The following is a 22,681-nucleotide window of genomic DNA, read 5'->3' on the forward strand; positions in this document are numbered from 1 at the left end:
TGCGCTGCCAGTTCCCTGCCAGCGGTCGAGGTCATGGCGGAAGATCTCGCGCTCGCGGCACCAGTCGCCAAGCCATGCGAGCCAGCTCGCTCCCGTGCGCTTGGTGATGCCGAACGTGGCGTGAAGGCTCTTGCCGGATCCGCTGCCGGTTCGTGTCGCCTGGTGCCAGTGGCCTCGGGGGATGTGCATGACGTCGCCGGTCCGCATGGCACCGGACCAGATGATCTCGTCGCTCGGAGTGTTGTTCGGGTCGGAGTCCCGGTACATCGGGACCTTGCGGGAGGCCGCGCGTACCTCCCACTCCTTCTCACCCGCGAGTTGGACGATGACGACATCGTGATCGTCCCAGGTGAGCACCCGGGCCCCTGCGGCCCGACAGGACCGGACTGCCTGCTGAGGACTTCTGGCTGTTCGACTCCCGCAGCGCGCTGGTCCTCCACTTCGACGTGACCGACGGGTGCCTCGGCGCCGAACTCGTCCAGGCTCCCGAACGCATCGTGCGGTTCTGCCGGATCCGTGATGCTGCCTGGCACTTCGCGATCCGGCGCGAGGAGTTCGTCGCGCAGGTAGCTTCGAGTGTGTGAGCACCGGCTACCAGCAGGCCCGTGAAGCTCTAGGTGCGCGGCTGCGTGAGTTGCGCACCGAGGCCGGGCTCAACGGCAAGGAGTTCGCCGAGCGCCTCGGCCGGCAGCGGTCCAAGGTCAATCGTGCGGAGAACGGCAAGCAGAAACTCCGCCCCGTAGCCAGCCCGACAACCAACTGCCATACAGGGCGCGACTTAACGCCCGCTTATGGGTTCCCTAACGCGACCTCACCGCCTTGACGCTGAACTTTGGTCCAGGCCAGTGTGCGTTGCGTGTCCATGGCGGAGCCTCGGTGCTGAGGCAGCGGTCCGTGGCCACTGTCCGAGGTGCGCTCGTCCCGAAGACTGGTCCGTCCAGTCCCCTCGGGCGCCGCGCCGCCGGGTGCCCGTATCAGACGACCGCTTCGCGGAGGCATGGGTGATTCACGCGCGTCAGGCAACCAACGGCACTGAGGTGCGAACCCGCGGGAAGCACATCAGGCGCCGAAGGCTCTCGGTAACCGTCGTGTCGACTCTTGTGGCCTTCGCGTTCGGCGCTCTCGCCCTTCCTTCCCTGCTGTCCGATGACGCAAAAGCGGCCGGTACCCGGTCCTCCACTGCGGGCAAGGCCACGGCCGGCAGCGCTTTCGAACACCCTGGAGTGCTGGTCAGCAAGGCACAGCTGGACTTCGTCAGGGGGAAGGTGAGGGCCGGAGCCGAACCGTGGAAGTCCGCGTACCAAGCCATGCTCAGGAGCAAGTACGCCTCGTTGTCCTGGACCCCGAGGCCGCGAGCCACGGTCGAATGCGGACCCGGCTCCAACCCCAATCACGGATGCTCCGACGAGCGCGACGATGCGCTGGCGGCCTACACCCACGCCCTGATCTGGAACCTGACCGGGGACAGCCGCCATGCCGCCGAATCCGTCAAGATCATGGACGCCTGGTCGGCCGTGGTCAGGGAGCACACGAACCACAACGCGCCCCTCCAGACCGGCTGGTCCGGTTCGTCCTTCGCCCGTGCCGGCGAACTGACGAAGCACACGTACACCGGCTGGCCGGGCGCGCGGCAGGCCCGCTTCGCCGCCATGTTGCGCACCGTGTACCTGCCCGTGGTGATCAAGGGACGGCCGGACGCCAACGGCAACTGGGAACTGATCATGATGGACGCCGCCACCGGAATCTCGGTCTTCCTCGATGACCGGGCGTCCTTCGACAAGGCGGTCGCCATCTGGCGCAAGCGGGTTCCCGCCTATATCTACCTCAAGAGTGACGGGCCGCTGCCGAGGACCGCGTCAGGCAGCAGCAAGGACACGCGAGAAGAGCTGACCGGCTACTGGCAGGGCCAGTCCCGGTTCGTCGACGGTCTGGCTCAGGAGACCTGCCGCGACTTCGGCCACACCGGCTGGGGTTTTGCCGCCGCCGCGCATGTCGCGGAGACGGCTCGTATCCAGGGCCTTGATCTCTACTCCGAGGTGGAGAGCCGGATGACCAAGGCACTGGAGTTCCACGCCGCCTACGAGCTCGGTGCGACGGTGCCGTCCTGGCTGTGCCGGGGCTCGGTCCACCGCGGCATCGGCGCCGTCCTTGAGATCGCCTACCACCACTACGCCGGCCGGCGGGGAAACAGCCTTCCCAAGACCAAGCAGCTGATCGAGACCAGGCAACGCCCGAGCGGTGCGAACTACTTCCTCGCCTGGGAGACGCTGACGCACGCCGGTAACCCCAAGTGACCGGTCCGCCTCGCCGTACGCGTGCGGCTCCTCGTCCACGAGGCACGACCCGGACGTTGGCCGAACCTCACATCCGCCTGCCCCGAGACGGCCGGGGCGGTCACGAAGACCGGCCCGGCCGCTGCGGAGATCGGAGCCAGGCGATCTGACGGCTGCCGCCGGGCGCGGCTGGGCGTTGGTCACGGCAGTGAGGACGGCCTGCGGGGTGCGGGGAGTGCAGGCAGCAGCTCCCACAGTGGGCCGCCTCCGGCTGCCCAGGTCCCCAGCAGCCGGCGGTCGACCAGATGCAGTCGCTGCTCGCGGGCGAAGATGCGGCCGGGCTGGGTGATGCGGCCGTTGGTCATCATCACCACCACGTCCGCCCCATGGACCGGGCGGCCGGTTCCGTTGAGGACCTGCAGCTCCGGAGAGCCGACCGCAGCCCCCTGCTCTCCGTGGCGGCGCTGTTTGCACTGGATGACCCAGCGGCGCCCCAGCGGGTCGGTTGCCTTCACGTCCGCAGCATCTCCTGCCACTGGGTGTTCAACTGGTCCTCGCCGGAGCCGACGTTGGAGCGTTGTCTCAGTGACGGCCGAGCGGAAAGCAAGCGTTGGCGTTGTCGAGAGCACTGGTCCTTGCGGCGGGCTGCCCCTTCCCTTCCGGGTTGCGGCCGCCTTCCTCCGCAATCACATGCATACGGCAGCTACTTGATGAATCGGTGATCGCCTCGCTCTTACTTAGTGACCGCGCCGAACACGCCGGTCCAGAAGCAAGGAGGAACAGATGGCCGAACCAGCCATGATGGGTCTGGGTGCAGCGTGGCTCCTGGCTGCGCGGTGCCTGTACCCGTACCCGGCCGCGCTTGTCAGGGCGTGGATCAGCAGGCGTGAGATGAAGGCGCGGCAGGAGTTCCTGCAGGCGGTCATCCCGTTGCTTCCCGCCGGCACGATCGTCTTCTCCGGTCCTGGGAAGGACAGTTGCATGGTCTGCTCCTGGCCGGCTGTGCAGTGGAGTCGTCAGGCCCGGGGCCTGGTACCCGCAAGGAGCGTGCCTTGGACCTGAAAACGCCTGACGACGACGCGGGGTCGCCTGCGGACAGCTGGGCAGCGCAGTCGAGTTTCACCGAGTTCTACGGGGCGGAGGTGAGGCGCATCGTCTTGTTCGTGTACAAGAACGGGGCGACGTGGGAGGACGCGTGGGACGCGACGCAGAGTGCGTTCGCGGAGGCGTTCCAGCGCTGGGACAGCATCAACTATCCGACCAAATACGTAAGGCGGACCGCCCTGCGTCACTACCAGGCGCACCGGCAGCGCTCGGACGAGGATGTCCGGCGGGCGGCCGAGGCGCCGTGGTCCTACTGTCCTGCGTTCGACCAGCTCAAGCTCCTCGACGAGGAGAAGGAAGTCATCGACGCCATTGCGCAGTTGCCCGAACGGCAGCGGGAAGTGATGGCCTGGCACTATGACGATTTCAGCGTCCCGGAGATCTCCGAGCTGCTCAGCATTGACGCCCGCTGCGTCCGGTCGAATCTTCATCTCGCACGGAAGAAGCTCAAAGAAGCTCTCCGTGACAACTGCGGCTGGTTCATGGGGGGTGACAAATGAACGCTCAGTGGGATGCCCTTGACAAAGACCCGCTGCAGGACCAGGCATTCGACAAGTACGTCGAATCCGTGTCCGACTCGGCAGTGGACTCCCTGGACAACGTCATCAGCCTGGGTGACGCGCTCAACCAGGTGATCCGCCGGGCACGCGCGATGCCCCGCCCCGAACGGCTGCCGGATGACGATCGCCTGGACCTCGGACCATGCTCTGTCCGTCCGATCGGCGGTGCGGTGCTGACGGGCCGTATCAAGTGGTTCGACGCACGCGAGGGAGTGGGCTACATCGCAGTGGCCCAGGGCGGCGAAGTCCCGGTGCACTGCCAGGACTTCAAGGTGTTCTCGCGCGCGCCGAAGCCCGGAGAGCAGGTCGAGTTCGTGATCGCATACGGCCGGGCCTGCGACGTGCGCCTGCTCAAGCCTTCAGCGGAGGCCTGACCACAGCGGCCGCCGTTCCGGGAGCCCGGTCCGGGCTCCCGGAACGGCGTCCACAACCGTTGCCGGGGATCCGCATCAGTGCATTGAAACAGCACTTTCGCCTACAACGCTTGCAAGCTGCCGGGCACTGTCCAAGGAGACGACGTGGACCTCCTCGATGACGGTGTTGTATGGCACAGTACCTGGGCGACGGTGTCGCTGCTGCACAAGATGGGGCAGTCGTCACCGGCGAAGGGATGATGACGGCGTTCGCGGCCGAGCTGGTCGATACCCTGCCCGTGCTCATTGGTATCGCCGTGAACTACACCGGCCCCCGCGGCGAGTCGGGTGGGCCTGCCCGGCCGCGCGTTGAGGCGCTCATTGCTGCGAAGCGAGCTCCCTGCGTTGTGATTGTGCGAGCGTCGCTCCTCGGAGCACCAGCGCCTCTTGGGCAGGCAAGGTCACTACCACTGCCGACTGCGGCACGCTGCGCGGTCCAGGTGTGTCTGCGGTCTCCGACCGTGCGGCGCAGGGCGAGGCCGGCGCTCTTTGGGAGAGTGCCGGCCTGGAGCGGTCTCACGCGGCAACGTGATCGCGCTGGGGTCCTGATCGCCTCGGTGGAGCCCGCAACTCTCAGGAGTGGCCGAAGCCATACTGCGTATCGAAACAGTGCCTGCCGGCTCTGAACGACCACTGAACACGATTGGGATGGCGCGACATCAAATTGCCGTCCGGGCGGGCGGAGGATCCGCTGTCGCTGGCGGATGGCCTGGTCATGATGGGTGCCTACCAGCCGGGGCGCGTGGACGGGCCTGCATGAAAGGCCTGGACACCAACGCATCATCGATTTTGACGGTATCCCCTGACCGGCGGTACGGGTGGCACGATACAGACGCGATCGGCGTCGGCAAACGCCGTTTCGGCTATACGGCATTGGAGCCCGCAACCTGCCCGCCGCCTTGTGCGGGGGTGCTCTCGATTCAGGAGAAGCTCATGGCGCGAACCCTCTTTCCAGCACGGTGTGTGGTGCACGGTTCGTCGTGGCTGCACCGGCCTTCGCTCGCGGATGCCGTGGTGATCGTGGTGATCGCCGTGCTGGCCTGTTTGCTGTCCGTGCACGGTGTAGAGCTGTCGTCTGTCCTGGCGGTGCTGGGGGGTGCCGGTCTGGTGGCGGCCGGCACGCTGACTGCTGTTGGCGGAGGAGACAGGAGCCTGCACCGCGCCGTGGTGCGGGCCGCGAACGCCATTTCGGCCCCCTGACGGTCGAACGCCGTGGGGCGCAAAGAGCGGCCGATCGCCTCGTCGAACCGGGCGCTGGTGAAGCTGGCCAAGTGGCTGCGCGACCAGCGCTCCAACAGCGGTTGTTCGTATGCCCAGTTGGCCGCTCGCGTGGACTGTCACGCCACCACGCTCCAGCGGGCGGCTTCGGGCCAGTCGGTTCCCAGTGAACGAAGTGTGAGAGCGTATGCGCTCGCCTGCGGTGCGTCGGTGGACACGGCGATGGTGCTTTGGCGGCAGGCACGCAGGGGCAGTCTTCGGGGTTCCGTGCCGACCTCGCCGAACCCGCAAGACGTCGACGGCATCGAGATGCTTCGCGCCGGACTGCGGGAGCTGTACGAGCTGGCCGGGCGGCCCTCGGTGCGTGCGATGGAAGAACGCGCGGGTGCGGGACGGCTTCCTCACAGTACGGCCCACCGCATTCTGCTTGGACGCACGGTGCCGCGTGACGTGCATCAGCTGACCGGTTTCCTGACCGCGTGCCTGGTGTCGTCGATCGAGCATCCGGCGTGGGTCGCAGCCTGGCAGCGAAGTCGCGGGGAGCAGCAGGCCGCAGCCCCCTCCTCTGTCCCGGTGCAGAAGCGCGCGCCTGTCAGGAGCGGGCAGCCGGCCGCCCCTGTGCGTCCTTCGGTTCCAGCATCGGGCCTGTACGCCTCGGTGCTCGGGCCGGTGCGGATGTGGCATGCGGGCGATCCGCTGCCCGCCGGTTCTCCCCAGCAACGGGCACTGCTGGCCGCCTTGTTGCTGCGACAGGGACGGACCGCGACGGCAAGCGAGCTCATCGACGCGCTGTGGGGCGAGGATCCGCCGTCGCAGGCGCTGGCCGCGGTGCGGACGTATGCCTCCCGGCTGCGCAAGATGATGGGACCGGAAACGCTCATCAGCGAGTCGGGCGGCTACGCCGTGCGCCTACCCGCCCAGGCAGTCGACGTGGCCGTCGTGACAGATCTGGCACGGCGGGCCGAGCAGATGCGCGTTGAAGGGGATCTGGAGCGCGCGCGGAGGTTGCTGCAGCACGCCCTGGGGATGTGGGAGGGCGAAGCGCTCGCCGCGGTACCCGGGCCCTACGCGGAGGTCCAGCGCGCCCGCTTGGAGGAATGGCGGCTGCAGTTGCTCGAAAGCCGCCTGGATCTCGATCTCTCCTGTGGTCTGCACACTGATGTCGTGTCCGAGCTGACCGCGCTGACGGCCGCACATCCGCTGCGTGAACGTCTGCGCGAGCTGCTGATGCTGGCCCTGTATCGCGGTGGACGGCAGGCGGAGGCCCTCGCGGTGTATGCAGACACCCGCAGGCTGCTGGCTGATGAGTTGGGCGTCGACCCGCGTTCGGGGCTGGTCGATCTTCATCGGCGGATCCTGGAGGCTGATCCGGGACTTGTGAGCGATTCGCCTGTCCCCGCCGAAGCCGAGGGCGTGTTGCTCCTTCGCCCCGCTCAGCTGCCGCCGGCGGTCTGCGACTTCGTGGGGCGCACGGAAGTGCTCGCGGAACTGACGGGTGTGCTGGCCACTGCCGCGACTGGTGCACGTCTGCCGGTGGCGGCCGTCTCCGGTCCCGGAGGTGTGGGAAAGACAGCCCTGGTGATGCAAGCAGGCCATGCGGTTGCACAACTCTTCCCGGACGGCCATCTCTACCTGGACCTTCACCAAACGACGCCGGATGCCGCGCTCGCCGCAGCCTTGCGGGCACTGGGAGTACCCGAGAGGGCCGTTCCCGCGGGCCTCAAAGAACGCTCTGCGCTGTACCGCTCTGCTCTGGACGGCCGTCGCGTCCTCGTGGTCTTGGACGACGCACAAAACGCGGCACAGGTCCAGTGGCTGCTGCCCGCGGCACTGGGGTGTGCCGTACTGGTCACCTCACGCAGACGGATGCTCGACCTCGCCGGTGCACATCTCGTGGAACTTGACGCGATGTCTCCCGACGAAGCACTCCAGCTCTTCACCCGGATCGCCGGTCCCTCACTGGCCGGTGAACACGGGCCAGTCCGTTATGTGATGGCCGCCTGCGGCTTTCTGCCGCTGGCTATCCGGGCCGCCGCCTGCCGTCTGCTTGCACGCCGGACCTGGACGGTCTCAGAGCTGGCTGACAGGCTCGCCGACGAGGACGGCCGGCTGGACGAACTGAGGTCGGGCGACCTGGCCGTGAAACCTGTCATCGAGAACAGCTACCGCCGGCTAAGCACCGAACAAGCCCAAGCCTTCCGGACGTTCAGCTCATCCGCCGAAGCCTTCTTGTCCCTGCCACAGGCCGCGCGTCTCCTCGGCCGTAGTGCGGCAGATGGTGAGCGCCTGCTGGAGAGCCTGGTCGATGCGGGGCTGCTGACATCCATCGGTGGCGGGGCCTACCAGGTCCCACTGCTGGCCTGGCTCTATGCAAAATCCCTCTCCCGCCAGTGATGTCGGCCGCTTCCCTGTGCAGCACGGGACCACCCCCGCACGTGCGACGAGCAGGGCAACTCGACCTTCTCTGCGCCAAGTTCGGTGAGGGCTATCAAGGTCGCGGGCCGGGCGAACCCGGCAGCGGGGTACGATCTCCCTCCTCGAAGCCGCAGCCCCGCGGCCCCGCGGCCCCGCCTCCAGCGCAATGCTGCACAAGCCCGACCATGGCATGCAGAACCTGGGCCGTGAGCCCGACCACGGAAGATCACGGCCTGCTGATGAGCGTGAAGGTGAGTGGCCCGAGAGCTTGCTGCTCGGGCGGACCGTCGACACGAGGTTCCCTTCGGCGGGCAGTGTCTTGACCTGGGCTCGCGAAGAGCCGAATCCTCCCCGGCTCCCTTGCCTGCAACAGGGCCGTCATGCAGTGGTGGTCCCCTACTGGCTCACCGAGGCCGCCCGAGAGCACGAACGTGCCCACCGCGCTCGGTTCAGCGCCGCGCCCCTTGCGGAAGGCGACCTTTCCGAGGAAGTGACGGTCCGTGGCCTGGTCCGACGGAGTTGCCGGTTACATCACGGGGACGCCGTCCCGCAGATACAGCGGCCGTCCCGTCTCCAGCGCGCACAGCCTCCTCGAATCGGCGTCGCATTCGGGCCGGGAGGCGAACACCGGCTTCGTCCGGCGTTACGAACGCGACGTCGGACAGCTCGTCGTCGCGTGGGCGTAGCCGGTCGGCCTGGTCCTGGTCGAGCGTGCCGCCGTCGAAGACGAACGCGATCTGGTCGTCCCAGGGTCCGTGCGGTGCGACCCAGTCCACCACCAGGAGACCTCGCAGGACGACCCCGAGATCAAGTTCTTCGATCAGCTCTCGGCGCACCGCGTCCTCCGGCGGCTCGTTGGCCTCCGCCATCCCGCCGGGCAGGTCCCAGCCCGGTTTGTAGGTGGGATTGACCAGGAGCACGTGCCCGGCCGGATCCCGTAGCAGCACGTCAGCAGCGACGCGCTTGCGGGCTTGCTTGGCGTTGCCCTCTGCAAGGTAGGCGTTCCACGCGTCGGGGTCGGCGGGGGTGGGTGTCTTGGTGGGCCTCATGCGGTGGTGCCTCCCGAGGGCGGGATCAGATCGGCCAGCAGAAGCATTCTGGCGCGGCGTGCGTCATCGAACCGCACCAGGTACTCCCGGACCGGCCCGTACGACCGGTGCGGCTCCAGCAGTCGGCGCAGCTCGTTGAGCTGCTGCACGACCCGGACAGAGCCCAGGGTGGGGCTCGTGCTGAGGAGGTCGTGACCGGCGCTCACGGCTGCGTCCAGGTCGCCGCGGCGTAGGTGGATGTCCACCAGGGTGATCCGCGACAGCGCCAGCGACCGCGCCCGGACCGTCTCCCGCAGCGCAACAGCCTGTTCGGCATGCGTCAGGGCCTGGTCGTAGTGCTCCAGGTCGCGCAGGGTCAGCGCTGACTCACTGGCCAGCGCGGCGGCGTCGAACGGGCTCAGCCACGGGTGATCAGCGGCAGCTACTCCTTCGAGGTCGCGCCGGGCAGCGTCCAGCGCGCGGGTGGCCGGGGTGTGCTGCGCCGCGGCGGCCAGGGCCCGCGCCTGCATAGTGTTCAGTCGCGCCTTCAGTGCGGGAATTCGTGGTCCCTGCGCCGCAAGGTCGAGTCCGGTCCGGGCCCAGCCGGCGGCCCTGGCAGCGTCCCCGGTCTGGAGTGCAAGGTGGCTGCTGCTCGCGGCGACGTGCGCGGCCAGGGCGAGGTCACCGGATGTGCGGGCCAGCGGGAGCGCGCGGGAGAAGTGTTGAGCGGCGCGGTCATCGAGGTCGACCGGGCCACCATGGGCCCGGAACGGCTCAGTGCGAAGATCGGTGCGTATGAACGGCTCTACCGGTACACGCCAGTGCCGTTCGGCCGGACCCGGCAGAGCCTGGGCCAGGAACCGGCGCGGGAGAACTGGCGGGACCGCTACCCGCTCTTCCCGCGGCTGCTGTTCGTCCTGGACGGCACCGGACCCGCCGGACTCGACAACCGCATCCGCGCCTTACAAGCCGCCCACTGGCAGCTGACGCAGCCCGACTTCATACGGGACACCACCATCCTGGCCGCCCCGCTGACCGACCTGCTCGAACACGGACCCTCCGCGCCCATGTGGCGGCCCGTGCAGGACCCCGGCCAGCGGGTGAGCTGGATGGACTCCCACCGCCCGCCGGCGGCCCCCGAGGAGGCCGAGGAGGCCGACCCCACCGAAACACCCACAGCACCGGACGTTGTCAGAGGCTGGGGGGCACCATCTGGCCCGTGAGCGCGACCACAGCAGGTCACAGCAGTGCGCAAGCGCCTGGGTCACCGCCCCGCCGCAACGCGGTGGGCCCGGTGGCCGGCGTGTTCTGGGCCGACATCGAGGCCCACCACCCCGGTATCGACACCCTCCGCCTGCCCGAGGAAGTGATCGACGGCTGGAAGCAGCGGCTGCTCACCTACGTCAACAAGAGCGGTGAAGTGGTGGAACGCCGCTCCCGCTACGACGTCATGATGCGCATCCGAGGCTTCTACCTCGACATCCAGGAATGGGCACACGAAGATCCGTTCTGGGCCCAGTGGGCCTGCCCCAGCCCAATCCGCCGCGGCGACGGCGCGGGCAACCTCAAGGCCGTGGCCCAGACACAGGCCCGCATGCACCAGCGGGTCCGCGAGCGGCTCCCCCACCTCGGACACCTGGTCGAAGCCGCCGAGCGCGAACGGGACCAGACCGCCGCGCTGCTGGCGGCCGCGAAGGCCACCGAGTTCGACACGCACTTCGAGCATGAGGGCGCCCGTTACCTGCGGGTCCTGCCAGCAGCTCACAAGGTCACCAGCCGCCCCGACCACGTCACCCCGCACGTCTACATCCAGGCCGAGGGCAGCACAAAGCGGATCAACCAGAGCATGGCTGAGGACGAGGCGTTCTGGGCCTGGGCCGTCATCGAGACCCTGCGGCACACGGGAGTACGCGTCGAGGAACTCACCGAGATCACGCACCTCGCGCTGGTCTCCTACAAGCTCCCCGACACCGGCGAGATCGTCCCACTGCTCCAGATCGTGCCGTCCAAGAGCAACGAGGAACGGCTCCTGCTGGTCAGCCCGGAACTGGCCAGCATCCTGGCCACGATCATCAAACGCCTCCGGGACGCCAACGGCGGCAAGATCCCACTCGTCGCCCGCTACGACGACCACGAACGCGTCACCGGACCGCTGCTGCCGCACCTCTTCCAGTGCCGCCACTACTGGCAGCCGCAGGTCATGGGTCAGAACACCGTCGCCCGCCTGCTCCGCAAGACCCTGGAACGAATGGGGCTGCGCGACCAGGCCGGCAACCCGATGCGCTACACGCCCCACGACTTCCGCAGGATGTTCGCGACCGAGGCCGTGACCGGCGGCCTGCCCGTCCACATTGCCGCCCGCATCCTCGGACACAAAACCCTGACCACCACTCAGGCATACCTCGCGGTCTTCCAGGACGACCTGATCCGCGCCTACCGCGGCTTCCTCGACCGCCGCCGGGCCGAACGCCCCGTCGAGGAATACCGAGAGCCCACCGAACAGGAGTGGCACGACTTCCAGCAGCACTTCGAGCTGCGCAAGGTCTCCCTTGGCACCTGCGGCCGCCCCTACGGAACCCCGTGCAAGCACGAACACGCCTGCATCCGCTGCCCCGTCCTCCAGATCGACCCAAGCCAGCGCGGCCGGCTCATCGAGATCATCCACAACCTCCGCGAGCGCATCCGCGAAGCACGTGGCAACGGCTGGCTCGGCGAAGTCGAAGGACTCCAGGTCAGTCTCGACGCCGCCACCGCCAAGCTCAGCAGCCTCAGCCGGACCCGGGCCGACGGTCGGCCACAGCTGGTCGACCTCGGCATGCCCGTCCTCACCGACCACGCACCGTCACCCACACCGGGACTACCAGAACACGAGCCTCAAGGCTGATTGCTTCCGCATCAACGCGGCCGGCGGCCCCGCACCAGGCGGGGCCGCTCTCTCACCACTTCACGCGGTTGAAGTGGGCTGTTGTGCTGCGACGAGCAGGCGACATTGCATGGCCTGCTCGTCGACTCCCCCATCCCTGCCGGGCTCTACCCGATACAAACAGGCCCGAGGCGTACGCGTCACGGAGTCCGTCAGTAGACCGCCCGTGAAGAGGGCGCCGACACCGTCCTCGACTGCCCAGCCTGCCGGAAGCGCGCGGTTTGCCACGGCTGCCGGATAGGACGATCGCCGACCGGGCTCACTGTCGTAGTGCGGGCAGACCGAGCCGGACAACAGGCCCAACCCGTCGGAGAGGTGAGTCAGCGGTCCGAAAGAGTCGGTGTGCGAGCCCTCGGCCCAGCAGTTGGCACCAGCGCTGATGCCGCACAGCAAGGTCCCCCGGTCGAAGGCCTCGCGAAGGAGCCGGTCCACGCCGTGCGCGCGCCAGACCGCCAGCATGTTCGCGGTGTTGCCCCCACCTACATAGACGACGTCTTGAGAGAGCAGGAACGTGCGCAGAGCATCGTCATCGAGCTCCCGCCGAAAGAGATGCAAGACGCTGGGCTCGCAGGAACGTGACTGGTACGCCCCGAAGAACTGCTCTATGTAGGCGGGGGCGTCGCCACTGGCTGTCGGAATGAAGCACACCCTGGGGCGAGCAACGGGCACCTGATCAAGCACCCAGTCATCCAACAGACCATCGTCGTCGGTCGAGAAGCCGCCTCCAAGGAGAGCCAGACGACGCTTCGGAACGACAGCCACGAGGGTGCCTCCTCAGACCAAGATTCAGACGCACATGATGCCCTGAACCGTGCCAAGCCATCGGCTACGTCCGCAATCGAATAGCCCCTCTAGTGTCCTGAGTCGGGAATTCGCTTCAGATATCCGGCGAGGCGTTCAAGGATCTCGTCTGCGGTCTTCGTCCAGACGAAGGGTTTCGGTTCTTCGTTCCAAGTCTTGATCCAGTTGCGGATGTCGCGTTCCAGGGTCTGGACGTTCCTGTGGACGCCTCGCCGTATCTGTTTGTCCGTCAGTAGCGCGAACCACCGCTCGACCTGGTTGAGCCAGGAGGAGCTGGTGGGTGTGAAGTGCACATGAAAGCGGGGGTGTGCGGTCAGCCATCGCTGGATGGCCGGGGTCTTGTGCGTCGAGGCGTTGTCGCAGATCAGATGCACGTCCAGGTCTGCGGGCACCTCCTTGTCGATCCGGACGAGGAACTTCTTGAACTCCACGGCCCGGTGCCGGCGATGGATCTGCCCGATCACCTCGCCGGTGGCGGTATTGAGCGCCGCGAACAGTGTGGTGACGCCGCCGCGCACGTAGTCGTGAGTACGGCGTTCTGGCATGCCCGGCATCATCGGCAGCACCGGAGCTGACCGGTCCAGGGCCTGGATCTGTGTCTTCTCGTCCACGCACAGCACCAGCGCGTGCTCGGGCGGGGCGAGATACAGGCCGACCACATCGCGGACCTTCTCGATGAACTGCGGATCCTTCGAGAGCTTGAAGGTGTCCACCAGGTGCGGCTTGAGGCCGAAGGTCCGCCAGATACGTGTGACGGCCGACTGGGAGAGGCCCACTTCCTTGGCCATCGACCGCGTCGACCAGTGTGTGGCGTCCTTCGGCGTGGTCTCCAGTGTCTTGACGACCACTTCTTCCACCTGGGCGTCGGTGATCTTCCGGGGCCCACCTGGGCGTGGCTCGTCGGTCAGGCCCTCAAGCCGGTCCCGCACAAAGCGGGCCCGCCACCTGCTCACCGTGTGCTCCTCGACGCCGAGCAGAGCGGCAACGTCTCTGTTCGAGGCACCAGTTGCGCACTCCAGCACGATCCGGCACCGCAGGGCCAGAGCCTGCGAAGAAGTCCGACGCCTGGCCCAGCGGCTCAACGTCTCACGCTCGTCATCGGTCAGCACCAGCTCGGCCTTCGGCCGTCCCGTCCTCGCCACCCGGCCATCATGCCGAACCCACCCAGACTTACGCAGCGAATTCCCAACTCAGGACACTAGCTGCACGAGGTCCTGTCCACCCAAGGCAGGCCACGGCCACCGTAGATGTCGAGCGGCGGCAATCAGGCCAGTTCGCGACCCACTCCTTAGTCCGGAAAAGTGCGGCAACAGTGGCCTCCGTCCTCGCTGAGCGCTGCGCCGCCCGCGGCCTGGACGTGGACCTGGTCCACCGCGATCTCGCCAAGTATGTCGTCAAGCGCTGAACAGCACGTCAGGCCAAGTCCGACCCGTTAGAAGCCGTTCTCTTTCCGAACCTCGTGTGCGGATTCTGCTGGTCAGACATGGGATTGCGGCTGCCGCGGGAGCCGCAACTCGTTGCTGATCGAGTGGCTAGGGGGGCGGATGCCGTCGATGCGGGCGGTTCTGGAAGCGCGGCGGAAGACCGCAGTCGTGCGAGTGGAGGAGCTCGAAGCCGAACTCGAGCGGGTGCGGGCGGACTTGGCGGATGCCGAAGAAGTCCTCAGACGCCGGGCGATCGGCCTTGAGCAGTATCTGGAGGCACTGGCCGAAGAGGAACAGCCCGCCGCGACGGCCGTCGGTCCGTCGCGGAGGAAGCCGGTGGGACCGCGCCGTGCGGTGCCCGTGCCGCATCGGGAGAGCGCGGCCGGACTCGAGGATCTGTCGGTGGACTACCAGGCGGTGATGGCGGCTGCGGCGGAGGCCGGAGGTGACGGGCTGGGTGCCCGGCGGGCGGCCGTGGTGCTGGGCTGGGACGGTGCCTCCGCCTCACGGGTCGAGGGTGCACGAGCACGGCTGAAGAGGCTGGTGGAACGGGGCTGGCTGGTGGAGGCGAAGCCTGGAAGATTCACCCTGCCGGCAGGACAGCAGGCTGATGAGGCTGTGCGGCCAGGCGGCGGTTCATGAGGGCGATCATCGACCAGCGGATGACTGCTTCGCTCGTGTCGGTGCGGCGTTCGTAGTCCCGGACCAGGCGCCGACTGCGCAGAACCCAGGCGAAGGACCGCTCGACGACCCAGCGGCGGGGCAGGACCTGGAAGCCGCGGACGTCCTCGTGGCGGCGGACGATGTCGAGGACGATCCCCAGGTGCTGGGCGGTCCAGTCGGTGAGGTGTCCGGTGTAGCCACCGTCGGCCCAGATGCGTGCCAGCCGCCGGAAGTTCCTCTTCGCCGCGGGCAGCAGGATCCGGGCGGCGTCCCGGTCGGTCACCGATGCCGGGGTGACCTGCACGTCCAGGAGGAGTCCGAGGGCGTCGGTGAGCAGATGCCGCTTACGCCCGTTGATCTTTTTGCCTGCGTCGAACCCGCGTGAGGCATGGGCGACGGTGGCGTCCGCCTTCACCGACTGCGAGTCCACCACCGCCGCACTCGGCTCTGGGCCACGGCCTTCGGCCCGACGAACGGCCTGGTGCAGGCGATCATGCAGTTCGCTCACCAGCCCGGTATCCCGCCAGCGGGCGAAGAAGGCGTAGACCCGCGGCCAGGGCGGGAAGTCGGACGGCATCGCCCGCCACTTGATGCCGTTGTCGACGAGGTAGCGCACCGCGTCGATCATCTGCCGGTGACAGAACCCCTCCGGCCGCCCGCCGCGGCCCGCCAGCCATCCCGGAACCGGCAGCAGTTCTTTCAGCACAGTCCACTCGGCATCGCTCATGTCCGAGCCGTACCGGGGCCGGCGATCCGGCCGGTCGGCCGCGTTCCCGAACCTGTGGGCGAGGCAGTCACACCCACGAGTGGACGAACTGGACTCGGCGACCACGACCACGCGACACTTCGACAACAGGGCCTCTTGATTCTCGCTGGACTCGACATCCGCGAGCTACCAAGAGGCCCTTCCTTTATGCCCCCGCACTGGACAACTCACTCGAACCAGGCTCCTGTTCGAAGCCGTCCGACCGCGCAAGCGGATAGAGAACAGCCAGTTACTGAGCTCTTCGGATTGTTGTCGGGGGTCGTGACGTGTGGTGATCCCTGCGGTAGGCCGGGGATATGCGGTATGCGCAGGGTGGCGGACTGACCGCGGAGCGACGGCGGTTTCGCGAGCGGATCCGGTACGAGGCAGGCGAACGGTTCGGTCGCGGTGAGAGAACCGCGGTCATCGCGAAGGATCTGCGGGTCAGTGAGCGGTCGGTGGAACGCTGGCGTCGTGCCTGGCGGGAGGGCGGGACGGACGCCCTCGCCTCCGCCGGGCCACCGAAATCGCCCAAGCTGTCCGATGGCCAGTTCGCCGAGTTGGAGAAGGAGCTGGCACGGGGACCGGCCGTGCATGGCTGGGAGGACCAACGCTGGTCCCTGGCCCGGATCAGAGAGTTGATCGCTCGGAAGTTCGGTGTCGACTGCTCGTCGGCGGCGGTGTGGCGGCTGCTGCACCGGCATGGCTGGTCCTGGCAGTGTCCCGCCCGCCGGGCGCTGGAGCGCGACGAGCAGTCGGTGGGCCTGTGGAAGAAGGATGTGTGGCCGCAGGCGGAATGACTGCGGCGGCGCTGGGGGCGTACATCGTCTTCGAGGACGAAGCCGGGTTCTCGATGACGCCGCCACGCGCCCGCACCTGGGGCCGGCGTGGGCACACGCCGGTGGTGCGGGTGCGGGGCCGCTCCTGGCGCCGCTGGTCGATCGCGGCAATGTGCTGCTACAAGCCGGGCGAGACCTCACGGCTCATCTACCGGCCGCGCCGTCACCGCAAGCATCGGGGCAAAGGACGCGACACCTTCGCGTGGAGCGACTACCGCGACCTGGTCGTGCGCGCCCACATCCAGCTCCAGGCTCCCATCGTGCTGATCTGGGACAATCTCAACACCCACCGGGCCGCCGGAATGCGTGAGTACGCGGACGCACACGACTGGCTGACCATCGTGCAACTTCCCTCCTATGCACCGGACTTGAACCCGGTCGAGGGCGTCTGGTCGCTGTTACGGCGCGGCCCGCTGGCCAACACAGCCTTCACCGACGACGAGCACCTCGAACGCACCCTCCGCCGGGGCCTGCGTCACATTCAGCTCCGTCCCAACCTGATCGACGGCTGCCTCGCCGGCACCGGCCTCACACTCACCCAACCGCCGACAACAATCCGAAGAGCTCAGTAATGCGGTCTGTCAAGCCGCCTGGGCAGTGGGTGACATGGCCTCGTAGGGCCGTCCGTCTCGTAGGAGGGCCCAAAGGACGTTGACCCGGCGGCGGGCCAGAGCCAGGACGGCCTGGATGTGGCGCTTGCCTTCGGCTCGCTTGCGTTCGTAAAAACGGCGAGAGTCCTCGCAGTGACGGATGCTGAACAACGCGGAGATGTAGAAGACTCGTTGGAGGCGACGGTTGTAGCGGCGTGGCCGGCGAAGGTTACCGCTGATCTTGCCGGAGTCGCGGGGCACGGGTGCGACGCCTCCGAAGCCGGCGAGGCGGTCCGCGGTGCCGAAGGCGGTCATGTCACCGCCGGTCGCGGCCAGGAACTCGGCGCCGAGGATCACGCCCAGGCCGGGCATGCTGGTGATCACTTCGAAGTCTCGATGCTCGCGAAACCGGGCCTCGATCGCCTTGTCGAGCTCGGCGACCTGCTGGTTGAGGGCGATCACTTCCCGTGCGAGCGTGTGCACCAGCTGAGCGGTGAGTTTTTCGCCGGACAGGGTGGTGTGCTGGCGCCCGGCAGCTTCCATAGCGGTCTCGGCGAGCCGGTCGGCGCGCTGGACCTTGCGGTTGCGCAGCCAGGTTTCGAGGCGTTTCTTGCCTGTGCGGCGGAGGGAGGCCGGGGTCTGGTACCCGGTCAGCAGTATGAGCGGGCCGGTGTTGGTCAGATCCAGGGTTCGCTCCAGGCCGGGGAAGATGTCGGTGAGCTGGGCTCGCAGCCGGTTGACGGTGCGGGTGCGGTCGGCGACCAGGTCGAGGCGCCGCCCCGTGAGGATCTTGAGGTCGGTGACCCTCTCGTCGTTGGCGCGTAAGGGGTGCAGGTCGCGGCGGATGCGGACTTGGTCGGCGATGACGGCGGCGTCCTTGGCGTCGGTTTTGCCCTCGCCGCGGTAGCTCTCGGCGGCGCGGTGGATGGCCCGGCCGGAGATGTAGTGCACCGACTGGTCGTGGTTGAGGAGGATGGTGATGGCCAGGGCGGCTCCGCCGTCGGCCAGGTCGATGCCCCAGGTCACGGTCTCGCCCAGAGCCAGGACATCGGTGAGGAGTTCGAGGAGTTCGGGTTCGTCGTTGGCGACGCGTCGTGACAGCAGCCGACGGCCGCTCTCGTCGATCGCGACGCAGTGGTGGTGTGTCTTGCCTGCGTCGATGCCGGCCCAGATCATGACCATGTGGTGCCTCCGTGCGGTGTGCTGCTGGCGCTTCCCGACGGACGACCTCGCTGTCGATTCCCTACTCAGCGATCATTCGCAATTCCTAATTGGCAGCCGAGTCGTCGTGTGGTACCGGGCGGCCAATCACTGAAAGCCACTAACGGCAGAGCCTTTTGAACCACACCCGGCGCCCCTGGGCGGGTCAACCATACGAAGGGCTCACCGCATCCCGCAGGACAACGTAGGGAGCCTTTTTCAACCTCACGTTGAGGGTGCGTGACGGGGAAGACTGCAGCGCTTCCCCACATGCGTTCACCCGACTGCGCCGCGATGTCGGTCTGGCACCGGTGATCAGCTGCGGTCTTCGGTGCTGCTGTCGGTGATCGCTCGGAACAGGTCGCGAGCCCGCTCGCAGAACTGCTCGACCTCCGTGACGTCCGGCTCGCCACCATCCGCAAGCATCCGGGCCTGGAGCTGCTCGGAGCGCAGCCCGCCGTAGCGGGCCCGCACCTCCGCGGTCACCGGCTGGACCGCGATGTGCAGGTGCTTGCGTGCGTTGCGGCCGTGTGACCACATGCAGACGTAGGTCTGCTCGGGCCGGCACAACGTCTCCACGACACGAGCGGTATCGCGCAGCAAGGGGCCGAGTTCCGCCGCTGCCGTGTCGTCGAGTTCCGCGATGGCCACGATGTGGTCCCGCGGACCGACGATCAAGGTGCCGATACTCATCGGGCCGACGACGTGGTTCACCACCCAGGCAGAGGTTTCGTGCAGGACACCCCCGGGCAACTCCCGGCGCCCGGTCAGAAGGTCACACCCAAGACACCCCGTCACATCCATGCGCACAGCCTATGCAGAGCCCCAAACAATGAAGTCGGCCGCCAACCTGGCTGATCAGTCCGCGGGTTGGCCTGCGCACGCGATGAAGCTCCTGGTAGACGGGTTCACGACCAAGATCGCCCGTGCCGCCAGGAGCTTCGTGTGCTTGTCTACCCGTCTGCCCTCGACCTGTCCACCCGGCATCTGCGGTTCCTGACCGACCGGTTGGCCGCGCATCGGACGGCATGCGGGACTCGGTGGCGTCGGCTGTCCGCGGGCCGCCAGGCGCTACTGGTGCTGGCGCACCTGCGCCTGGGGCACACCTACGCACAGCTCGCGGCCGGGTTCGAGGTGGGCGTGAGCACTGTGTACCGGTACATCACGGAAGCCGTCGATCTGCTCGCGGTGCGGGCACCTGACCTCGCCACGGCGGTGACGGCCGCCTCGGCAAAGGCGTTTGTGATCCTGGACGGCACGCTGCTGCCGATCGACCGGATCGCCGCCGACCGGCCCTTCTATTCCGGCAAACATAAGAAGCACGGCATGAACGTGCAGGTCATCGCCGATCCACACGGGAAACTACTGTGGGCCTCGCCCGCCCTGCCCGGCACCGTGCACGACATCAAGGCCCCCCGAACCCACGGCATCATCGACGCCCTCACCGAGGCGGGCCTGGCCTGCTGGGCGGACAAGGGGTACCAGGGCGCGGGCGGCACCGTGCGGGTGCCCTTCCGCGGCCGGTGGGACCGGCTCTCGACAGGTCAACGCGCGGTCAATGCCGCGCACGCCCGCATCCGGGCCCTCGGTGAGCAGGCCATGGCGACCTTGAAGAACTGGCGCCTGCTGCGGAAACTCCGCTGCAGCACCACCCGAATCACCAGCCACCTCCAAGCAGTCCTCACCCTCCACCTGACCTGCTCAAAGTGAGGTTGGCAAAGGCTCAGTGAGCGAAAACTTCTCTGTCAAATTCAGCGTGTTGAGCAAGAACTGACGTTGAACGGCACCAACCCCGATCGCTCACGCGGTGAGCGCGGCACCCTCAATTGCCCCGTACTGCCCCACACAACAACTTGGGAGAGCCCATGCTTGGACCCGCCGTCACCGCCTTCTCGGAGACCGCCGCCCTGTACGCCATCCTCAACGAGGACACCGAGGAGGCCAAACGCATCGTCTCCGCGAAAACCATTGGTGCCCGGCTTGCTCCGCTGATGGACTGACGTCCTACCGTGAGTCTGCCGCGTGACGGAGGTAGTGGTTGTGACAGGCTATGACGTGCTTCCGGAGGTGTACGAATGGCTCATCTCGGATGCAAAGTTGCCTCCAGCCGAGTTCGCCGCGTCGTTCGACGACGTCCTCAATCTCCTGCCGTCGAACGCTCACGTCCTCGACTGTTCGTGCGGAACCGGACAGTTGGCGGTTGGCCTCGCCGGTCGTGGCATGCAGGTTGTCGCAACTGACGCCAGCGAGGCGATGGTTCGTCGGACCGCAGAGTTGTCTGAGGAGTTCGGGGCATCCGTCCGGGCCGTACGGGCGAACTGGGAAGAGTTGCCCGACCATTTCCAGGACAACACGTTCGACATGGTGTTCTGCGTTGGCAACTCGCTTCACCATGCCGCGGGCGCGACAGGCAGGGGTGCTGCTTTGGAGTCGATGTCACGGCTTCTGCGCCCCGGCGGGCGCTTGGTACTCACATCCCGCACTTGGGAACTCGTGAGGGCCAGAGGTTCCCGGCTGGAGATCAGTGACCGACTCGTCCGCCGGAACGGTCGCGATGCCGTCGTGGTCTACCGCTGGGAGATTGCGCCGCATTGGGAGGAGGAGCACCACATCGAGATTGCGATCGCGCAAGTTGATGCGACCGGGTTGGTTCTTGTCCGCTCGGAACTGCTGTCCTGCTGGCCCTACCGGTACGAGGAACTCGAAGTCGAGCTGTACCGGGTCGGACTCCAGACGGAACTGAGCACGTTCGATCTTGAGGCCGAGAACTACATGGTGGTCGCGAGCAAGGTATAAACACCGGACTCTCAGTCCCTGGCCGGACCGCGCGGTTGCTCGCAGGACTCTTGCGCCCTCTCATCGGTGCGGGTTCAAGTGGTCAACGCAACGCCTCGGACGAGGAGTGCTCGTCGATCAGACGGCGGTAGATCCGGGGTGACGGTGTGGCGCTGTTTCCTGGTCGCGTCCAGATCAATGAGCAGGATCTCGTCGATCAGCAGCGTGAACGGATCCAGCTTCGACGGCCGCGCCGAAGCGGTTGTCGTGCGTGGCTGCGGCCAAGCCGAGGTCAGGGCCTTGTTGACCGTGCTCCAGGTGACGCCGTACTTGCACTGCAACGCCCGGTTCGACATGCCATCGCGGGAGGCGCGCCGCAGCGCGGCGTACAACTCGACCTTCGACTGGCCAGGCGGCATCACTCGGCACCCAATACCTACGCCACCCCGGCACGCAGCCACCCTCGCTCGATCTGCTTCAACACGTAGATCCAACAGGGAAGACAACGCCGGCGACCAGGCCGCGACGGCCGACGCGCTGCCGCAGCAACCCGGCGCACCACCACCGCGCCAAAGGCGAGCACCTCCGGCTCAGCCTCAACCGATGGACCGGACCACAGCCTGTGCCAGGAAACTCAGCCTCAACCGGTGGACCGGACCACAGCCTGATGTACCCGTACCACGGGTGGCTGAGCCCCGACCACAAGCCCGACCACGGCAGGTCACAGGGGTGCGCAGCCACCCGGCCGAAACCTGCGCAACCGGCGGGAGAACCAATTGCGCATCATGCGCCACCGGCCACAGGGGCCCGCTGCGCAGACCTGCGCATCCCCCGCGCCATTGCGCACTGCCACAGGCCTCCCGACGGGTATGCGCAATGAGCCCAGGGCGCGCATGCGCAGCCGGCCGCGACCAGCCTCCTTCCGCCTGTCGCTGCCGGCGTAGCGCATGCCGTCAACGGACCAGCCTCAACCGGTGGGCCCGACCACGGCCTGGTGTACCCGCACCACGGGTGGCCGAGCCCCGACCACAACCCCCACCACAACACGGGAACCGACGAAATGCGGCGTGCCGGGTGACGAAAGCGGGTCGACGCTCACGGGAGAGATCGCCGTAGCAGGTGTGATCCGGTTGCCCGTTCGTCCGTCGGCATCAAGGGGACGGCGTTGCCGACTACCTCCGTCAACTCCTCAGCCGACTCGGAGGCCAGACGGTAGAACCCCTGGAGGCTGATCGAGCGCTCGAGACGGCCGTCCACCACGTACTTCAGACCGCGGGTCCGGCCTCGGCGGTTACGCCAGGTAAGCCTCGCCAGAAGATCGCCGGGGATCGGTATGTCGAAGCGCACAGGCGTCGCGTCCACGTGCACCGCCGCGGCGCCGCAGCCGCCGGCACCGAGCATCGACCAGTCGCTGTGCCCGGGAAACGCTGGGTCCTGCCACGTCGCGGGGGCGGTGCCGCAGCAGTCGCGCCGCTGCATGTCGATCACCCTCATCCGGCTCACCACGTACACGACGCACCGGTTGATATGCAGCGCGTACACCTCGTCCCCAACACGGGCGCCCGACCAGGCGGGCAGGGAGGAATGGACGCCGCTGAAGGCGACCGGCGGCCGCTCGCCCACGCGACCCTCCTTACGCAGGGCACGGCACGTGTCATGGGTCCACAAAACGGTGAAGGCATCAGACATGCCGTGATCCTATGAACGAGG

General features: G+C 67.4%; 21 protein-coding genes and 4 pseudogenes. 14 read left to right on the forward strand and 11 right to left on the reverse strand.

Annotation, left to right across the window (positions count from 1 at the left end; translation table 11 throughout):
- Window positions 1-354, reverse strand: a pseudogene (locus ACSYGO_RS00005) (JmjC domain-containing protein); the annotation flags it as partial.
- Window positions 355-365: 11 nt separating this feature from the next.
- On the opposite strand from ACSYGO_RS00005, the gene ACSYGO_RS00010 reads away from it, so the two are divergent.
- The 3 genes and pseudogenes from ACSYGO_RS00010 to ACSYGO_RS00020 all read left to right on the forward strand — a co-directional run bounded on the left by ACSYGO_RS00010 (window position 366) and on the right by ACSYGO_RS00020 (window position 2,294).
- On the forward strand, window positions 366-584 hold the full coding sequence (locus ACSYGO_RS00010; RefSeq protein WP_460389648.1) for a DUF6879 family protein: 219 nt from the start codon (window positions 366-368) through the stop codon (window positions 582-584).
- A pseudogene (locus ACSYGO_RS00015) lies at window positions 581-727 on the forward strand (helix-turn-helix domain-containing protein); the annotation flags it as partial. The gene ACSYGO_RS00010 and the pseudogene ACSYGO_RS00015, both read left to right, overlap by 4 nt.
- A gap of 361 nt (window positions 728-1,088) precedes the next feature.
- Window positions 1,089-2,294 (forward strand): alginate lyase family protein, encoded by a 1,206-nt coding sequence (locus ACSYGO_RS00020; RefSeq protein WP_460385328.1) that lies wholly within the window; start codon window positions 1,089-1,091, stop codon window positions 2,292-2,294.
- 179 nt (window positions 2,295-2,473) lie between these two features.
- Here ACSYGO_RS00020 and ACSYGO_RS00025 read toward each other — a convergent pair.
- A pseudogene (locus ACSYGO_RS00025) lies at window positions 2,474-2,803 on the reverse strand (restriction endonuclease); the annotation flags it as partial.
- Window positions 2,804-3,325: 522 nt separating this feature from the next.
- Here ACSYGO_RS00025 and ACSYGO_RS00030 point away from each other — a divergent pair.
- The 4 genes from ACSYGO_RS00030 (at window position 3,326) to ACSYGO_RS00045 (ending at window position 7,962) form a co-directional block, all read left to right on the forward strand.
- Window positions 3,326-3,877, forward strand: coding sequence for an RNA polymerase sigma factor (locus tag ACSYGO_RS00030; RefSeq protein ID WP_432189958.1), 552 nt, complete (start codon window positions 3,326-3,328; stop codon window positions 3,875-3,877).
- Complete coding sequence (locus ACSYGO_RS00035; protein WP_432189959.1) at window positions 3,874-4,311, forward strand: cold-shock protein; 438 nt, start codon at window positions 3,874-3,876, stop codon at window positions 4,309-4,311. The genes ACSYGO_RS00030 and ACSYGO_RS00035 overlap by 4 nt, the downstream gene beginning before the upstream one ends.
- A gap of 795 nt (window positions 4,312-5,106) precedes the next feature.
- Window positions 5,107-5,550: a hypothetical protein gene (locus ACSYGO_RS00040; RefSeq protein WP_460385329.1), complete on the forward strand. Its 444-nt coding sequence runs from the start codon at window positions 5,107-5,109 to the stop codon at window positions 5,548-5,550.
- A gap of 12 nt (window positions 5,551-5,562) precedes the next feature.
- The gene (locus ACSYGO_RS00045) at window positions 5,563-7,962 is read left to right on the forward strand and encodes an AfsR/SARP family transcriptional regulator (protein WP_460385330.1); all 2,400 of its coding nucleotides are present in this window, start codon (window positions 5,563-5,565) and stop codon (window positions 7,960-7,962) included.
- A gap of 547 nt (window positions 7,963-8,509) precedes the next feature.
- On the opposite strand, the pseudogene ACSYGO_RS00050 reads toward ACSYGO_RS00045, so the two are convergent.
- Together ACSYGO_RS00050 and ACSYGO_RS00055 are read right to left on the reverse strand one after the other, a co-directional pair.
- Window positions 8,510-9,032 (reverse strand): annotated as a pseudogene (locus ACSYGO_RS00050) (NUDIX domain-containing protein).
- On the reverse strand, window positions 9,029-9,541 hold the full coding sequence (locus tag ACSYGO_RS00055; RefSeq protein WP_460385331.1) for a hypothetical protein: 513 nt from the start codon (window positions 9,539-9,541) through the stop codon (window positions 9,029-9,031). The pseudogene ACSYGO_RS00050 and the gene ACSYGO_RS00055 overlap by 4 nt, the downstream one beginning before the upstream one ends.
- A gap of 111 nt (window positions 9,542-9,652) precedes the next feature.
- On the opposite strand from ACSYGO_RS00055, the gene ACSYGO_RS00060 reads away from it, so the two are divergent.
- Both ACSYGO_RS00060 and ACSYGO_RS00065 read left to right on the forward strand, forming a co-directional pair.
- On the forward strand, window positions 9,653-10,234 hold the full coding sequence (locus tag ACSYGO_RS00060) for a hypothetical protein (protein WP_460385332.1): 582 nt from the start codon (window positions 9,653-9,655) through the stop codon (window positions 10,232-10,234).
- Window positions 10,231-11,895, forward strand: a complete 1,665-nt coding sequence (locus ACSYGO_RS00065; RefSeq protein WP_460385333.1) for a tyrosine-type recombinase/integrase — start codon at window positions 10,231-10,233, stop codon at window positions 11,893-11,895. Before ACSYGO_RS00060 ends, ACSYGO_RS00065 begins: the two co-directional genes overlap by 4 nt.
- 60 nt (window positions 11,896-11,955) lie before the next feature.
- On the opposite strand, the gene ACSYGO_RS00070 is transcribed toward ACSYGO_RS00065, so the two are convergent.
- Complete coding sequence (locus ACSYGO_RS00070; RefSeq protein ID WP_460385334.1) at window positions 11,956-12,696, reverse strand: Type 1 glutamine amidotransferase-like domain-containing protein; 741 nt, start codon at window positions 12,694-12,696, stop codon at window positions 11,956-11,958.
- Window positions 12,697-12,785: 89 nt separating this feature from the next.
- Window positions 12,786-13,877, reverse strand: a complete 1,092-nt coding sequence (locus ACSYGO_RS00075; RefSeq protein WP_460385335.1) for an IS630 family transposase — start codon at window positions 13,875-13,877, stop codon at window positions 12,786-12,788.
- Between the two features lie 411 nt (window positions 13,878-14,288).
- On the opposite strand from ACSYGO_RS00075, the gene ACSYGO_RS00080 reads away from it, so the two are divergent.
- Window positions 14,289-14,801: a hypothetical protein gene (locus tag ACSYGO_RS00080; protein ID WP_460389649.1), complete on the forward strand. Its 513-nt coding sequence runs from the start codon at window positions 14,289-14,291 to the stop codon at window positions 14,799-14,801.
- Here ACSYGO_RS00080 and ACSYGO_RS00085 read toward each other — a convergent pair.
- Window positions 14,743-15,549 (reverse strand): IS5 family transposase, encoded by an 807-nt coding sequence (locus ACSYGO_RS00085; RefSeq protein WP_460385336.1) that lies wholly within the window; start codon window positions 15,547-15,549, stop codon window positions 14,743-14,745. The genes ACSYGO_RS00080 and ACSYGO_RS00085 overlap by 59 nt on opposite strands.
- Window positions 15,550-15,884: 335 nt before the next feature.
- Here ACSYGO_RS00085 and ACSYGO_RS00090 point away from each other — a divergent pair.
- Window positions 15,885-16,978 (forward strand): IS630 family transposase gene (locus ACSYGO_RS00090; RefSeq protein WP_460385337.1). Its coding sequence is split into 2 segments (ribosomal slippage): window positions 15,885-16,346 and window positions 16,349-16,978, totalling 1,092 coding nucleotides; the frame shifts between segments, so codons are not numbered across the junction.
- 9 nt (window positions 16,979-16,987) lie between these two features.
- On the opposite strand, the gene ACSYGO_RS00095 is transcribed toward ACSYGO_RS00090, so the two are convergent.
- Complete coding sequence (locus tag ACSYGO_RS00095) at window positions 16,988-18,178, reverse strand: IS110 family RNA-guided transposase (RefSeq protein WP_460385338.1); 1,191 nt, start codon at window positions 18,176-18,178, stop codon at window positions 16,988-16,990.
- A 333-nt stretch (window positions 18,179-18,511) separates the two neighbouring features.
- Entirely contained in the window at window positions 18,512-18,889 is a 378-nt protein-coding gene (locus tag ACSYGO_RS00100) for a hypothetical protein (protein WP_460385339.1), read from the reverse strand.
- Between the two features lie 252 nt (window positions 18,890-19,141).
- On the opposite strand from ACSYGO_RS00100, the gene ACSYGO_RS00105 reads away from it, so the two are divergent.
- The 3 genes from ACSYGO_RS00105 (at window position 19,142) to ACSYGO_RS00115 (ending at window position 20,992) form a co-directional block, all read left to right on the forward strand.
- The gene (locus ACSYGO_RS00105; protein WP_460385340.1) at window positions 19,142-19,906 is read left to right on the forward strand and encodes a transposase family protein; all 765 of its coding nucleotides are present in this window, start codon (window positions 19,142-19,144) and stop codon (window positions 19,904-19,906) included.
- Between the two features lie 155 nt (window positions 19,907-20,061).
- Window positions 20,062-20,196, forward strand: a complete 135-nt coding sequence (locus ACSYGO_RS00110) for a hypothetical protein (protein WP_460385341.1) — start codon at window positions 20,062-20,064, stop codon at window positions 20,194-20,196.
- 40 nt (window positions 20,197-20,236) lie between these two features.
- Window positions 20,237-20,992: a class I SAM-dependent methyltransferase gene (locus ACSYGO_RS00115; RefSeq protein ID WP_460389650.1), complete on the forward strand. Its 756-nt coding sequence runs from the start codon at window positions 20,237-20,239 to the stop codon at window positions 20,990-20,992.
- Between the two features lie 74 nt (window positions 20,993-21,066).
- On the opposite strand, the gene ACSYGO_RS00120 is transcribed toward ACSYGO_RS00115, so the two are convergent.
- Both ACSYGO_RS00120 and ACSYGO_RS00125 read right to left on the reverse strand, forming a co-directional pair.
- Window positions 21,067-21,390, reverse strand: a complete 324-nt coding sequence (locus ACSYGO_RS00120; protein WP_460385342.1) for a hypothetical protein — start codon at window positions 21,388-21,390, stop codon at window positions 21,067-21,069.
- Between the two features lie 676 nt (window positions 21,391-22,066).
- Complete coding sequence (locus ACSYGO_RS00125; protein WP_432177010.1) at window positions 22,067-22,660, reverse strand: hypothetical protein; 594 nt, start codon at window positions 22,658-22,660, stop codon at window positions 22,067-22,069.
- Window positions 22,661-22,681: the final 21 nt, after the last annotated feature.

The sequence above is a fragment of the Streptomyces krungchingensis genome, assembly GCF_054729265.1.